We start from the raw sequence: 14,800 nt of genomic DNA on the forward strand, positions 1-14,800 counted from the left end.
ACCATTGCTCCGCCGCCCGGCAGGCGATAGGTGTCAGGACTTATGGACTGCTTACGACGGACGGCACGTGACGGCGGACGGGATCCGTCTGCCGGACCGGGGGCGGGGTGGAAGTAGGGTGTGGCGCGGCGGTGCTGATGGGGGACTGGCTGGAGGGTTGATGGTGGATCGGCGACGGCGGAGCGTGCGTACGGCGTTGGTAGGCGAGGCGTTGCGCGTTGCGTTGGCAGGCCGGAGCCGGACCGATCCGGACGGCGGGCTGGACATCGTCGACCTCGGCGGCGGCACCGGTGGGTTCGCGGTTCCGTTGGCGGTCGAAGGACATCGCGTGACGGTCGTCGATCCGAGCCCGGACGCGCTGGCGTCGTTGGAGCGGCGGGCCAGCGACGAGGGCGTGAGCAAGCTGGTTCGCGGCGTCCAGGGCGACGCGGCGGAGCTCCCCGGGCTGGCCGGGGAGTCGAGCGCCGACGCCGTGCTGTGCCATGGCGTGCTCGAGGTCGTCGACGACCCGGTGCAGGCGCTGCAGGCGATGGCGTCGGTGCTGCGGGAGGGCGGCGTACTGAGTCTGCTTGTTGCCCAGCGCAACGCCGTCGTACTGGCCCGAGCGTTGGCCGGTCATCTGGCCGAGGCGCGGATCGCACTGCAGGACCCGGACGGGCGCTGGGGTGCGACGGATCCGATGCCGCGGCGGTTCGACGAGGCCGGGATCACGGCGCAGCTGGCCGATGCCGGATTCATGGTGCACACGGTGCACGGGGTGCGGACGTTCGCCGACCTGGTGCCGGCCGCGTTCGTCGACTCCGAGCCGGGCGCCGCGGACTCGCTGGCCGAGCTCGAGCGGGCCGCGAGTCAGCACCCGGCGTTCCGTGCGCTGGCTACTCAGCTGCACATTCTCGCGACGCGCTGAGGCGTTTGCCGGATGTCCGGCGTACGGCCGATCGCGACGGAGGGTGACGAGCGGGCTACCTGAGGCACGGTCAGAGGGCCGTCGCTGTGAACCGACTGTGAGCGACACGCCGCAATACATGGGTTTGGGACCTGTTCTGCGGGGGCAGTTGCCGGACCGTGACGCGCTGGACAGCCGGTCAGGGTTTCGTGTCAGCCACCTGCGGCCTAGACTGAAGGCGGCCTATCGAGATCGCGCTCATCATGGAGGGATCGACGGTGCCCCTCTCGGAAGAAGAGCAGCGCCAGTTCGAGCAGCTCGAACGCGCCCTCGCTGCGGAAGACCCGAAGTTCGTTTCCGCCATGCGGGGAACCAATGTGCGCTTGTACTACAAGCGGCGGGCAGTGCTTGCCGGCGTTGGATTTGTGCTGGGCATCGTCGTACTGATGACCGGTGCGATCATCCCCAACACGATCATCGGCGTCGTCGGCTTCGTGATGATGGTCGCGTGCCTGTACATCGCGGCGCTGAGCATGAAGCGGATCAGCAACGCGGGGGAGTCCGACGACATCCCACCGCCGCCGACCACCAAACGCCACCGGACCAAGCACGACTCCTCCGGCAGCTTCATGGAACGCATGGAAGACCGCTGGCGCCGCCGCCGCGACGAAGACCTCTAACCCACCAAACTTCCCACCACACCCGTGCCCCCGCGGCACGGGTGTTGCTGGTTTTGTCGGAGGTTGAGCCGACAGCGCTCCCCGCGCCACGCGCGCGTGCGACTGACAGCGCTGGCACTCGGGGCTGGGTTAGCGCCGAGCGCCGTCCCGGCGCATCACGCGCGATGCGCGCCGGGTGCACACCCGAGGCTTCGCGTCGGGTGGTGGCGGGCAAGCGCGCCTGCCCTGGCTTCGGTGCGAAGGGAGCCGAGTGCACGTGGCTTGGGTGTAAGGCGGGGAGCCGACGCTTCGCGTCGGGTGGTGGGTACGTGAGTGTGCTTGGTGTGGCTTGAATGCGGTGGGTGCAGGCGGCTTGGGCTAAGGGCGGGTGTCGACGCTTTGCGTCGGATGGTGGGTAAGCGCGAGTGCGCTTGGCGTGGCTTGAGTGCGGTGAGCGCAGGGCGCATACGGCTTGGGCTTAAGGCGTTGGCTGCAGGTGTGCTCGTGTGAGTGCCGGCGTCTAGGTGTCCTCCGGCTGTTGCTGGGGTGCGTGAGTGTTCGCTCACGCACCCCGTTCGGCTAGTTGGTGTGGGGGCGTTTGGGGAGGACCAATGAGCGTAGGCGGGCTAGTAAGAGGTCGAATTCGTCTAGGAGGTCGGAGGCTTCTGTGCTGCCTCGGCTTAGGTACCAGCGCCAGGATGGGGGGAGGAAGCGGGCGCGCAAGCGGCGGCGGCGTGAGGCTCGGGTCCATAGCGCCTTGCGGATGGCGGATGCCTCCGGGCGGAGGTCCAGCTCGGGGTCGGCGTCCCCGGCGTACCGGAGTGCTTCGATCCCGCGGGCCAGCTTGCGGGCGGCTGGATGGGTTTCGTCGGGGAGCTTGGTGAGCAGCCACTGGCCGGTCTGCCGCGGCGTGGAGATCTCGGACCAGTCGAGGCCCAGATCTCGTGCCGTGTCGCGGATCTCCGCCCACAACCCCTCGGCGCTTACCCGTCCCGGCGGTCGCAGGAAGCGCCGTCGCCGGGTCGCCGCGCGGATCATCCACGGGATGCACAGCAGCAACGCCACCCCGAGCACGCCGCCGATGATCTGCCCACCGCCATTGGTGAACCAGTTGCCCGAGTCAACGATCCCGACCGAGCTCTGGTCCGGCAGGTTCGGGTCGTGCCGCGGCTTGTCGATCCCCGGGGTCTCGCCGGCGCCTGGCGTGCTCGGCACGGTGGTGGGCCCGGTCGTCGGGCTGGTCGCGTCGCCGGTCGCCGGCACGGTCCAGTTCGGCGTGGCCGAGACGCGGGCGGACGGCGTCGGCTCGAAGCGGACCCAGCCGATGCCCTGGAAGTACAGCTCCGGCCACGCGTGCATGTCGTGCATCCGGACGGTGAACTCGCCGTCCTTGCCGGCCTGCCCGGGCAGGAAGCCGATCCCGACCCGGGACGGGATGCCCATGATCCGCGCCATCAGCGCCATCCCGGTCGCGAACTGCTCGCAGTACCCGGTCTTGTTCCTCAGCAGGAAGTCCTCGAGGGCGGTCATCCCGCTGCCCTTGGCGTTCGCGGTGCTGTAGGTGAAGTCACCGCTGCGGAACCAGTTCTGGATCAGCACCGCGGCCTCGAACTTGTTGTCCCCGGCCGCGGCGGTGACCTCGAACGTCTTCTGCTTGATGTCGTTCGGCGTCTTCTGCGGAACCACCAGCGTGTACTGGTCCGGGCCGGCCGTGGTGATCGAGTCGTGCAACTGCTGCGGCGTCGGTTGGATGTCGTACGACGAGAGCTTGTACTTCTTGCCGGCGACGATCGACCCGTTCGTCGAGACGACGTCCAGCGCCTCGGCGTCGTACTGCCAGTCCTTCTTCAGCGAGATCGAGTGCAGCGGATACGGGACCGGGGCGAACTGGGAGCGGAACGTCCGGGTGACGTCGATCTCCATGTTGCTCTGCGAGACCTTCGACAGATCACCGGAGTACCCGGGCGGCGGCGTCAGGTCGCCGCTGATCTTGTGCCCGTCGTCCCCCCGCGGCGCGATCCGCCAGGTGTTGCCGTCGAAGAGGTCGAGCGCGGTCAGTCGCAGGTACGTGCCGCCGGACGGACCGCCTTTGTACGTGAGCGCGACGACGTTGTCGCCGCGCTTCAGGTTCTTGCCCATGTCGAGCATCGGATCGGTCGACGAGATCGACGCCCCGAGCCCGTTGGCGGTACCGCCACCCGCCAGACCGTTGCCGATGACACCTTCCGGCAGGGCCGGCAGCAACGCGGGCAGGAGCGCAGCGATCGCGACTACGGTCAGCCCGATCCGACGACCTGCCTGGCCGAGCGCCGACGCCTCGACCGGCTCGGCCGCGTCGAGGTGCGAGACGCCCGAGATCCGGCGGCCCCACCGGCTGAGCCGGCTGCGGCCTTCCGCGGACAGCAGGACGATGTAGCCGATCGCCGGCGGGATGAACAGCAGCGCCGGCAGACCGCCGTGCACCGTCGCGGCCGGCACCGTGTACATGATCAGCAGCAGCAAGCCCGACCACGCGGCCTGCCGCAGCTGTACGGCGATGATGTGGACCAGCAGCCCGGTCGCCGTGATCACCGAAACCGCGAACAGTGTCAGATGCGAGTCCTGCGGCAGTGGCGCGCTGAATCGGTTGATCGAGTCCATCGCGTCGACCATCTGCGAGTTGAACTCGAGCGCGGTCGCCTTCCACGGGATCAGCCCGAACTTCATCGTCCCGTGCAGGAAGAACAGCGACAGCAGCTCCACCAGCGCGAACAGCTGAACGATCGGTACGACGATCCGCGGGGTCCGCAGGTTCTGCAGCAGGACCCCGATCCCCGTCACCACCGCGCACAGGAACGCGCTGATGAACAGGAACGGTCCGGAGAACACCGGCGTCAGCACGAGCGACCCGAGAACGGTCGCTCCCCAAGCAGCGATAGAGATCCTTGCGTGACCGGTCACGGGGCCTCCCGCCCTGGACTGAGGAGTGGAGGGAGCGAAGCGACCGGAACGACGAGGGAAGGGCGGGAGTCACAGCCCCGTGACCCGCCGCGCCGGAGGCGTGGCATTAACACAGTCATGCGATACGTCCGCTCCGTAGTCCTAGGCCGGACCACACGGTGGGGAGGTGGTCGCCGCGGCGGACTCTGGCTACTCGCCAGCCGTTGCGACGTAGTTCGTTCTCAGTTGCGTCTGTGGCGGCGGTCAGCCGGGCCGCCTTCTCGGTTGCCTCGGCGCCGACCGCCCAGCTCGCGGCGTCGAGCAGCAGGGCGACTCCCGTCGCCTGGCTGGTCCGCCAGCGGTTGAGGGCGATGACGTCGTCGGTGCTGCAGGCGCCGAGGATCGCGATCACCAGGCTCGGCTCCTGCGCGTGCCGGTCGACGGTCAGCAGTGGAGCGAGCTCGGCGTACTTGTGCTCTGCGACGGTCGCGCACTCGGTCAGCAACTCCTGCTGGTTGAGCGGCTGGTGCACCGAAGCGGAGGTCCGGTGGGTGATGGCGGACAGCGTGGTCGGCCCGCCGAGCATCGTGGTCACGTACCCGCGCCGGATCCGGTCGATGCCGGCCGACGCGGCCGCACTGACGGCCCACTCCAGGCTGGACGACGGACCGTGCCCGTGGTGCGAGATCGTCCGCGCGTCCAGGAACAACGCGCACCGGCTCTGCCAGGGCTGCTCCTCGCGGCGGACCATCAGCTCACCGCGGCGAGCCGTCGAGCGCCAGTGCACCCGGCGCAGGTCGTCACCGTCCCGGTACTCGCGGACCGTCGCGTCCTCTTCACCAGCAGAGGCGATCGCCCGCGGCCGGTTCTCGCCCGAGCCGGCCCGGTCCGCGCCGAGACGGATCTCGGGCAGCCGGTAGACCCGCGGCGTGACCAGCAGGTGCTGGCTGCGCGTGAACGTCCGGCTGGTCTCCACCAGCCCGAACGGGTCGGCGACCGTCAGCATCAACGGCCCGACCTGGAACAGTCCCCGTACGTCGGACTTGACCGGATAGGTGACCGTACGACGCCAGTTCGGGCTGACACGGTCCACGACGAACCGCGGCCGGTGACCTAGTACATAAGGAATGCGGTCCTCGAGCAGCAGCAGGCCCGCGGGCATCCGGCCCTGATTGCTCAGGGTCAGCTCCACCGTGGCCTGCGTCCCGACCGGAACCTGGTCAGGCGCGAGGCTGCGCCGTACCTGCAGCCGCAGCCGCGTCCGGCCGACGACCAGCGCCGCGACGACCGGCAACGCCGCCAGCAGGATGCCGACGCGCAGCAGGTCCTTCTGGCCGAGCAGCAGCGCGCACAGCGAGGCGGTGAGACCGGCTGCGACGAACGCCCGCCCTCTGGTGGTCAGTCCGCGCAGTGCCTGCCGCATGTCTCAGTCCCGGCGGGTGCGGGGGAGGGCCACGCTGGACACCAGCCCGGAGATGATGTCGGCTGCACCGCGCCCACCGAGATGCGCCTCAGCCGCTGGGAGCACCCGGTGCGCGAGGACCGGCACCGCGAGCTCCTGGATGTCGTCAGGCAGTACGAACTCGCGTGCGTCGAGCGCGGCCGCCGCACGCGCCGCCCGGATCAGGTGCAGCGTCGACCGCGGGCTGGCGCCGAGCCGGAGCTCCTGCGACCGCCGGGTCGCGCCGACCAGGGCGACGGCGTACTCCTTGACCGACTCGGACACGTGCACGGACTGCACCGTCTTGACCAGCCGCAGGATCTGCTGGCCGTCGGTGACCGGCTGCAGGCTCAGCAGCGGGTCGTCGGCGGCGTGCCCGTCGAGCATCCGCAGCTCGGCGGCCGGCTCCGGGTAGCCCATCGAGACGCGGGCCATGAACCGGTCGCGCTGCGCCTCGGGCAGCGGGTAGGTGCCTTCCATCTCGATCGGGTTCTGCGTCGCGATGACCATGAACGGCGCGTCCAGGTGGTACGTCGTGGTGTCGACGGTGACCTGGCGCTCCTCCATCGACTCCAGCAACGCGGCCTGGGTCTTCGGCGAGGCACGGTTGATCTCGTCGCCGACGACGATGTTCGCGAACACCGCGCCGGGCTTGAACTCGAAGTCGCGGATCTCCTGGTTGAAGACGGAGACGCCGGTGATGTCCGACGGCAGCAGGTCCGGCGTGAACTGGATCCGGCGCACGGTGCAGTCGATCGACTTCGCCAGCGCCTTCGCCAGCATCGTCTTGCCGACGCCCGGCACGTCCTCGATCAGTAGATGTCCCTCGGCCAGCAGCACGGTGATGGCGACCTCGACCACGTCGGGTTTGCCCTCGATCACCTGCTCCATGGCCCGGCGGACGCGGCCCGCCACCTCGGACAGCTCGTCGAAGTCCCCGGCTCCTGCCAGCGGCGAGCTGGTCGCGGTGGTGCTCACTCTGTGTCCTCCCCATTCGTTGACTGCCGACACATTCTCACCCGCTGTAGGGGTCGGGCCTAGTGCGGCGGGGGTTTCGTTACCTGGCGTTTCGGTGTTCATCGGCGCACGCCCTCACGGGGTCGGAGTCGTCCCTCCAAGCGTACGGGCGGGAAAAGCATGCGTGCGCCGTACGACGTCCGGAGCCCGTAGAAGGTTCACGACGAACCGCACCGAATGGTTCATCAGGTCCCCGGTGGAGCGAAGTGGACGAAGGAGTGGAGCGAAGTGGAGGAAGGGAGTGGGGCGAAGTGGAGGACTCAACGGCTGAGCCGGCAGCGACACGCGGGAAAGCAGGCGTGGATTCAGGCGGCGCGGGGGCGGAAGGGGGCGGAAGTTGGTTGACGGTGGTGGAAAGTGGAGTAAGGTGGAGCGCAGTGGAACTGAAGTGGTGGAAACACTCGCCTGAGTCGGAGAGTCCGCAACGGGGAGGTGGAGCGTGTTCCTCGGAACTCACTTCCCCAAGCTCGATGACAAGGGCCGGCTGTTCCTGCCGGCGAAGTTCCGCGACGAGCTGGCCGACGGTCTGGTGATCACACGTGGGCAGGAGCGATCGCTGTCCGTGTGGCCGGAGCGTGAGTTCGTCCAGCTGACCGAGCAGTTGAAGCAGGCTCCGATCACCAACAAGGGTGCGCGGGACTACCTACGGATGTTGTTCGCCGGCGCCTCCAACGAGATGCCGGACAAGCAGGGCCGGGTCACCATCCCACCGATGCTGCGCGATTACGCGTCACTGGATCGCGACTGCGTCGTCATCGGGGCGATGAACCGGGTGGAGATCTGGAACACGGAGAACTGGAACCGGTACTCCGCGGAGCAGGAGCAGGCGTTCGCCGACCTCTCCGAGGAAGTGCTGCCAGGCATCTTCTAGAGGCACAGCTGAACAGAGTGCGAGGACACACCGACCGTCCGGTGAGATCACGGGTCCGACTTCCGACCTGCAGTGTTGGCGTCACTTCCCCGGCGCCAAGGCCAGCAGGTACTTCCCCGGGAGGCGTACCCGCGATCTGACCGGACGGTGCTGTCTACGTACCACACAAGACCTGCGGGGGCAGGGTCGCTCCCACAGTGCAGGGGGAGTGACGGGAAGGGTCGAGATGAACGCTGCGGAGCGGCATGTGCCGGTGATGCTGGAGCGCGTGGTCGCGCTGCTGGCGCCGGCACTCGCGCATCCCGGCGCCGTCTTCGTCGACGCCACTCTCGGCCTCGGCGGTCATTCCGAGGCATTCCTGCGGGAGTTCCCCGACGTCCGGCTGATCGGCTTCGACCGGGACCCGGCCGCGCTGCGGCTGGCCGGTGAGCGACTGGCGCCGTACGAGGAGCGGATCACGCTCGTGCACGCCGTGTACGACCAGCTTCCGCGCGCACTCGCCGATCTCGACGTGCCGGCGATCGACGGGATCCTGTTCGACCTCGGTGTCTCGTCGATGCAGCTGGACGAGGCCGACCGCGGGTTCGCCTACGCGCAGGATGCGCCGCTGGACATGCGGATGGACTCGACCGGCCCGACCACGGCCGCCGACATCGTCAACACCTACAGCGCGGCCGACCTGGCCCGGATCCTGTTCCAGTACGGCGAGGAGAAGTTCGCCCGCCGGATCGCGGACCGGATCGTGCGGGAGCGGGAGACCGAACCGTTCACGAACAGCGCGCGGCTGTCCGAGCTGGTGCGGAACGCGATCCCGCAGGCGGCCCGGCGTACCGGGGGACACCCTGCGAAGCGGACCTTCCAGGCCCTGCGGATCGAGGTGAACGGCGAGCTCGACGTACTGCGTCGTGCCCTGCCTGCAGCACTGCAGGCGCTGGCGTTGCACGGGCGGATCGTGGTGATGAGCTACCACTCGCTCGAGGACCGGATCACCAAGCAGGCGTTGGCGGCCGGCACGAAGAGCGACGTACCGGACGACCTGCCGGTGATTCCCGCCGGACATGAGCCCTATCTGAAACTGCTGACCCGCGGCGCCGAGCGCCCGACCGAGGAAGAGGTCGCGGCGAACCCGCGGGCTGCGTCCGCTCGGGTGCGGGCGGCGACACGAATCCGGGAGAAGGGACTGGTGGCCTGATGAGTACTGTCTTCAGCCCGCAGAAGGCGCGGGTGACGCCTGTCCCTGCGAAGAAGCGCTCCGAGCCGCGGCTCAGGGTGGTGTACGGCGCGCCGTTCCGGCCGCCGCGGATGCCGTTCGTCATCTTCGTGGTGTCGCTGCTGGCCGCCGGACTGGTCGGTCTGCTGCTGCTGAACACGCAGCTGCAGAGCGGGACGTTCGAGGTCACCAAGCTGAGCAGCCAGGCGGATCAGCTGCGCGACCAGCAGGAGCTGCTGGAGAAGCAGGTCCGCACGCTGGAGTCGCCGCAGAACCTGTCCGACCGCGCGCTGCGGATGGGCATGGTGCCGAACCCGAACCCGGTGTTCCTGCGGCTGTCCGACGGGCAGGTGCTCGGTGTGCCGGCCGAGGGCAAGGCCGGCACCGGTACGGCGATGTTCGGCCCGGGTACGCCGACCGGCACCGCCACCAAGCCGCCGGTCGTGAAGCCGACAGCGAAGACACCGGCGAAGACACCGGTGAAGCCGACGACACCGGTGAAGCCGACGGCGGGCACCACCAAGCCGCCGGCGGGTACGACGAAGCCGCCGACCGGGACGACGAAGCCGCCGGTCACGACGAAGAAGCCTGCTACGACCACACGGGGATGATCGGATGACGGATCGACGGGGTAACGAGCCGCCACGCAAACGTGGTGCCACACCGGGTCGGGAGAACCCGCCGCGCAAGGCTCAACCCCGTCGCCCGTCCACTACGGACAGTGCCCGCACGACCCCGCCCCGCCCCGAATCCACCCGGGACCGCCTCCTCCGCAAGGCCCGTGAGGAGGAGGCGGCGGCGCGTCGTCCGGTGAAGAAGGCGGCAGCGAAGAAGGCAACAGCGAAGAAGGCAGCTCCGAAGCGGCCTGCTCCCGGCGGTGCCGCGCCGCGCAAGCAAGCTCCCGCCGGCGGCGCGGCCAAGAAGACGGCCAAGCGCCCGGTGAAGAAGGGTGCTGCCAAGAAGCGGCCTCCGCAGAACCGGCCGCAGCCGCGGCCCAAGAAGCGGAGGGTGCCGAAGGCGCCCCGGATGTTGCGGCTGGGGCGGCCGGCGGTGCGGTTGCGGGTGACGTTCGGGGTGATGGCGTTCGTACTGTCGCTGTTCGCCGGTCGGCTCGTCCTGCTCCAGGGCGTGGACCCGGACAGCTATGCGCAGGCGGCGGCGCGGGAGAACACCAAGCCGTTCATCCTGCACGCGACCCGCGGTGCCATCACCGACCGAAACGGTGTCGAGCTGGCCGTGTCCGAGGATGCGGTCGCGATCGTCGCCGACCCGACGCAGACCAAGCCCGTCGCGCAGCAGCTCGCCTCGATTCTCGCGCCGAAGGTCACCGGTACGACGTACGCCAAGCTGGTCGCCGCGATGACCGGCAAGGGCCGCTTCACCTACCTCGCGCATCAGGTGCCGCCGACGACGTGGAGCGCGATCCAGGCCGAGATCAAGACCGCGAACGCGACCATCGCCCAGCAGAACAAGGGCAAGCCGCAGGCCCAGGCGGCTCCGTTGCTGATCGGTCTGTACACCGAGGACGACCCGATCCGCAGTCACCCGAACGGCAGCGTCGCCGCGACCGTGGTCGGTGTGACGGGTGCCGACGGCAAGGGGCTGTCGGGGCTCGAGTACGGGCTGAACGACAAGCTGTCCGGCCACGACGGCAAGGCGATGTACGAGGTCGACACCAAGGGCAACAAGATCCCGAACGCGAACCATACGGTCGAGGAGCCGAAGCCCGGCGTCGGCGTACAGCTGACCCTGGACAGGGATCTGCAGTACTTCGCGGAGAAGCGGATCGAGGAGGCGGTCAAGCAGTACAAGGCCAGCTCCGGCACCGTCATCGTCGAGGACGTGAAGTCCGGCGAGCTGCTGGCGATGGCCAACTACCCGAGCTTCGACCCGAACAAGCCGTACAAGTCCAGCGACCTGAACAACCCCGCGCTGGAGCGCACCTACGAGCCGGGCAGCGTGCAGAAGGTCGCCACGATGGCCGCGCTCGCGGACGCCGGCCTGATCGACCTGAACACCAAGCTCCGGGTGCCGGGCAGCATCGACGTGCAGCGGCGCACGATCAAGGACCACTGGGACCACGGCCCGCTGAACCTGACCATCGCCGGCGTGGTCGCGAAGTCGTCGAACGTCGGCACGATCATGGCCGCGCAGCAGATGCGGATCCCGCAGTTCGTGAAGTACCTGCACGACTTCGGGTTCGGCCAGCCGACCGGCCTGAACTTCCCCGGCGAGAGCAACGGCAAGCTGATGGACGGCGACGAGTGGCCGGAGATCACCCGGTCGAACGTCGCGTTCGGTCAGGGCCTGTCGGTGAACGCCGTGCAGATGACCGCCGCGGTGAACACGGTCGCCAACGGCGGCGTCTACGTGCCGCCGAAGCTGGTCCGCAACTACGTCGACGCGAACGGCACCGTGATCCCGAACCAGACGGCGGCGCCGCACCGGGTGGTGAGCGAGAAGGCCGCCAAGGAGGTCGCCACGATGATGGAGGCGGTGACCGCGAAGAAGGGCACCGCGCCGCAGGCCGCGATCGACGGTTACCTGGTGGCCGGCAAGACCGGTACGGCGCAGGAGGTCGACTCGGCCTGCAGCTGCTACCGCAAGTGGGCCACTTCTTTTGCCGGATTTGCTCCGGCCGACAACCCGCGCTTCGTTACCTACGTCGTACTGCACGACCCGAGTGACGGAGTTCGGGGTGGTGGCCTGCAAGGAGGACCGGTGTTCCGAGACGTGATGAGCTACGCGTTGCAGAAGTACGTTGTCCCGCCGACCGGAGCGAAGCAGCCCAACGTTCCCATCACCTGGTGATGGTGACGCAGGGTCAGGTAGGACTCACAGGGTCCGGAGCGGTAGCCTCAGGGCCCGTGTCCACCCCTACCGCCGCAGGCGGCGCGGTCGCAGCGATCAGGCCACGGCACGTCGTGCCGGTCAGCCTCGCCGACCTCGCGAGCGTCGCCCACTCAACAGTCCTGGCAACGTCGCCGGCGACTGTCACCGGCGTCACCCTCGACTCGCGCTCTGTCCTCCCCGGCGACCTGTACGCCGCCCTGCCCGGTGCCGTCACGCACGGTGCGGAGTACGTCGCCAAAGCCCAGCAGGCGGGCGCCGTCGCCGTACTGACCGACCCCACCGGCGCTGAGCGGGCCGCTGCGACCGGTCTGCCGGTGCTGGTCGTCGACAACCCGCGCAGCGTGCTCGGTGCGGTCGCGTCCCGCGTGTACGGCGAGCCGACCAGCGAGCTGCGACTGCTCGGAGTCACGGGGACCAACGGCAAGACCACGACCAGCTTCCTGCTGGACGCAGTACTGCGGAGACTCGGTTCGGCGGCGTTGATCGGGACGATTCAAACGCGTGTTGGCGACGAGGTCGTGAAGAGCGTCCGGACCACTCCGGAGGCCACCGACCTGCAGGCTCTGTTCGCGGTGATGCGGGAGCAGGCGGTCGAGTGGTGCGCGATGGAGGTGTCGAGCCACGCGCTGGCCATGGGCCGCGTCGACGGTGCCCGGTTCGCGGTTGCGGGGTTCACCAACCTCACGCAGGACCATCTGGACTTCCACAAGACGTTCGAGGACTACTTCCAGGCGAAGGCCTCGTTGTTCACCCCGGAGCGGTGTGATGTCGCGGTGGTGACCATCGACGACGAGTACGGGCGCAGGCTTGCGGCGCAGACCGTCGTACCGCTTGTCACCGTGTCGACCAAGGGCGAAGCCGACTGGACTGTGGCCAACCGGCATCTGTCCGAGCACGGCACGACGGTGTTCGACGTGCAGGGACCGGGCGAGACGCTGACGCTGGAGATCGCGCTTCCGGGCGAGTTCAACATCGCCAACGCGCTGCTCGCGACCGTGATGCTGCGACAGGCCGGCGTACCCGCCGACGCGATCGCGGCCGGTCTGCGTACGGCGACCGTGCCTGGGCGGATGGAGCTGTTTACCCGCGAGGACGGCCTAGCCGTGATCGTCGACTATGCGCACACCCCGGACGCGGTCGAGCTGGCGTTGAAGGCGGCGCGCGGCGCGACCAAGGGCCGGCTGTTCGCCGTCGTCGGTTGTGGCGGCGACCGCGACCCGTGGAAGCGGCCGGCGATGGGCGCCGCCGCAGCCCGGACCGCGGACGTGGTGATCGTGACCGACGACAACCCGCGCAGCGAGGACCCGGCGGCGATCCGGGCCGCCGCCGTGCAGGGTGCGCGGGAGGCGGTCCCGGCCGTCGACCTGCACGAGATCGGCGACCGCCGGCAGGCCATCGCGTCGGCGATCGAGCTGGCCGGCCCCGGCGACACCGTCATCGTCCTCGGAAAAGGCCATGAGACCGGCCAGGACGTCGGCGGTGTGATCCACCCGTTCGACGACCGCGAAACCGTGCGTGACCTGTTGGAGGCAGACCGGTGATCCCTGTCAGTTGCGGCGAGATCGCCGACGCCGTCCGCGGCGAGCTCGTGGGCGTCGATCCCGCGGCCGTCGTCGACGGCTCGGTGGTGATCGATTCGCGAGCCGCCGAACCGCGCGGGCTGTTCGTCGCCCTGCCCGGTGAGCGCGTCGACGGGCACGACTACGTGGGTACGGCGACCGCGGCCGGCGTCACCGCCGCGCTGACCACCCGGCCGATCGAGGGGAGTCCGTGCATCGTCGTCGACGACACCCAGCGGGCCCTCGGCGACCTGGCCCGGTTCGTGGTCGGCAAGCTGCCGGACCTCAACGTCATCGCCCTGACCGGTTCGTCCGGCAAGACCAGCACCAAGGACCTGATCGCCCAGGTCATCCGCCCGTACGGCGAGACCGTGTCGCCGGAAGGCTCGTTCAACAACGAGATCGGGCATCCGCTCACCGCGCTGCAGGCGACCGCGGCGACGAAGTACCTCGTCGCCGAGATGGGGACCCGGCATCAGGGCGACATCGCCTACCTGACCGCGATCACGCCGCCGGGTATCGGCCTGGTGCTGAACATCGGCACCTCGCACATCGGCGAGTTCGGATCCCAGGACAACATCGCGATCGCCAAGGCCGAGCTGATCGAGGCGGTGCCGGCCGACGGCATCGCGATCCTGAACGCCGACGACCACCGGGTCGCCGCGATGCGGAGCCGGACGCAGGCACGGGTCCTGACCTTCGGCGAGGCGGCCGAGGCCGACATCCGCGCGGAGGGCGTCAAGCTCGACGCGGAGGGACGTCCCGCGTTCGCCTTGCACATCGGGGACTTCAGCGGCGACGTACAACTGCAGTTCATCGGCGAGCACTATGTGTCGAACGCCCTCGCCGCTGCGGCGGTCGGGGCGGCGATCGGCCTGACGCCGGAGCAGATCACCGACGGCCTGAACGCTGCCACCCGGATCTCCGCCGCGCGGATGGAGCTGACCGAGCGGGCCGACGGTGTGACGATCATCAACGACGCGTTCAACGCCAACCCGGACTCGACCCGCGCGGCGCTGAAGTCGCTGGTCGCCATCGGCCGGTCGCGCGGTGCACGGACCTGGGCGGTGCTCGGCGAGATGCTCGAGCTCGGCGAGACCTCCGCGGACGAGCACGACGCGATCGGGCGCCTCGTCGTACGGCTGGACGTGAACCGGCTGCTGGTGGTCGGCGAGGGAGCCAAGCCGATCCATCTCGGCGCCTCGCTGGAAGGCTCGTGGGGCAACGAGTCCGCGTTCGTCGACACGATCCCGGAAGCGCTCGAGCTGCTCAGGTCCGAGCTGCGCGCGGGGGACGTCGTACTCGTGAAGTCTTCTAAGGGCTCGAAACTGCGCAGCCTCGCTGACGCATTGCTGGAGGACGTGCAGTGATCTCGATCCTGTTCG

Annotated in this window: 11 protein-coding genes; 8 read left to right on the forward strand and 3 right to left on the reverse strand. The window is 69.1% G+C overall.

Annotated elements, in window-relative coordinates; genetic code table 11:
* Window positions 1-160: 160 nt before the first annotated feature.
* Both ACQPYH_RS16650 and ACQPYH_RS16655 read left to right on the forward strand, forming a co-directional pair.
* On the forward strand, window positions 161-907 hold the full coding sequence (locus ACQPYH_RS16650) for a methyltransferase domain-containing protein (protein ID WP_432892295.1): 747 nt from the start codon (window positions 161-163) through the stop codon (window positions 905-907).
* Window positions 908-1,164: 257 nt separating this feature from the next.
* Window positions 1,165-1,566, forward strand: coding sequence for a DUF3040 domain-containing protein (locus tag ACQPYH_RS16655; RefSeq protein WP_432892297.1), 402 nt, complete (start codon window positions 1,165-1,167; stop codon window positions 1,564-1,566).
* Window positions 1,567-2,124: 558 nt separating this feature from the next.
* Here ACQPYH_RS16655 and ACQPYH_RS16660 read toward each other — a convergent pair.
* The 3 genes from ACQPYH_RS16660 to ACQPYH_RS16670 form a co-directional block, all read right to left on the reverse strand.
* Window positions 2,125-4,485: a transglutaminaseTgpA domain-containing protein gene (locus ACQPYH_RS16660; RefSeq protein WP_432892299.1), complete on the reverse strand. Its 2,361-nt coding sequence runs from the start codon at window positions 4,483-4,485 to the stop codon at window positions 2,125-2,127.
* A 115-nt stretch (window positions 4,486-4,600) separates the two neighbouring features.
* Window positions 4,601-5,887, reverse strand: coding sequence for a DUF58 domain-containing protein (locus ACQPYH_RS16665; RefSeq protein ID WP_432892300.1), 1,287 nt, complete (start codon window positions 5,885-5,887; stop codon window positions 4,601-4,603).
* Between the two features lie 3 nt (window positions 5,888-5,890).
* Window positions 5,891-6,796, reverse strand: coding sequence for an AAA family ATPase (locus ACQPYH_RS16670; protein ID WP_432894410.1), 906 nt, complete (start codon window positions 6,794-6,796; stop codon window positions 5,891-5,893).
* Window positions 6,797-7,361: 565 nt separating this feature from the next.
* On the opposite strand from ACQPYH_RS16670, the gene mraZ reads away from it, so the two are divergent.
* From mraZ to ACQPYH_RS16700, 6 genes are all read left to right on the forward strand, one after another.
* Window positions 7,362-7,793 carry a division/cell wall cluster transcriptional repressor MraZ gene (gene mraZ, locus ACQPYH_RS16675; RefSeq protein ID WP_130446673.1) on the forward strand — a complete coding sequence of 144 codons (432 nt, stop codon included), beginning with the start codon at window positions 7,362-7,364 and terminating at the stop codon, window positions 7,791-7,793.
* 226 nt (window positions 7,794-8,019) lie between these two features.
* Window positions 8,020-8,985, forward strand: coding sequence for a 16S rRNA (cytosine(1402)-N(4))-methyltransferase RsmH (gene rsmH, locus ACQPYH_RS16680; protein WP_432892302.1), 966 nt, complete (start codon window positions 8,020-8,022; stop codon window positions 8,983-8,985).
* Window positions 8,985-9,614, forward strand: a complete 630-nt coding sequence (locus ACQPYH_RS16685; RefSeq protein ID WP_432892304.1) for a hypothetical protein — start codon at window positions 8,985-8,987, stop codon at window positions 9,612-9,614. The genes rsmH and ACQPYH_RS16685 overlap by 1 nt, the downstream gene beginning before the upstream one ends.
* 4 nt (window positions 9,615-9,618) lie before the next feature.
* The gene (locus tag ACQPYH_RS16690; protein WP_432892305.1) at window positions 9,619-11,814 is read left to right on the forward strand and encodes a peptidoglycan D,D-transpeptidase FtsI family protein; all 2,196 of its coding nucleotides are present in this window, start codon (window positions 9,619-9,621) and stop codon (window positions 11,812-11,814) included.
* On the forward strand, window positions 11,814-13,397 hold the full coding sequence (locus tag ACQPYH_RS16695; protein ID WP_432894412.1) for a UDP-N-acetylmuramoyl-L-alanyl-D-glutamate--2,6-diaminopimelate ligase: 1,584 nt from the start codon (window positions 11,814-11,816) through the stop codon (window positions 13,395-13,397). The genes ACQPYH_RS16690 and ACQPYH_RS16695 overlap by 1 nt, the downstream gene beginning before the upstream one ends.
* The gene (locus ACQPYH_RS16700; protein ID WP_432892307.1) at window positions 13,394-14,785 is read left to right on the forward strand and encodes a UDP-N-acetylmuramoyl-tripeptide--D-alanyl-D-alanine ligase; all 1,392 of its coding nucleotides are present in this window, start codon (window positions 13,394-13,396) and stop codon (window positions 14,783-14,785) included. Before ACQPYH_RS16695 ends, ACQPYH_RS16700 begins: the two co-directional genes overlap by 4 nt.
* The last annotated feature ends 15 nt before the right edge of the window (window positions 14,786-14,800 follow it).

The organism is Kribbella sp. CA-245084 (assembly GCF_050942355.1).
Lineage (GTDB): Bacteria > Actinomycetota > Actinomycetes > Propionibacteriales > Kribbellaceae > Kribbella.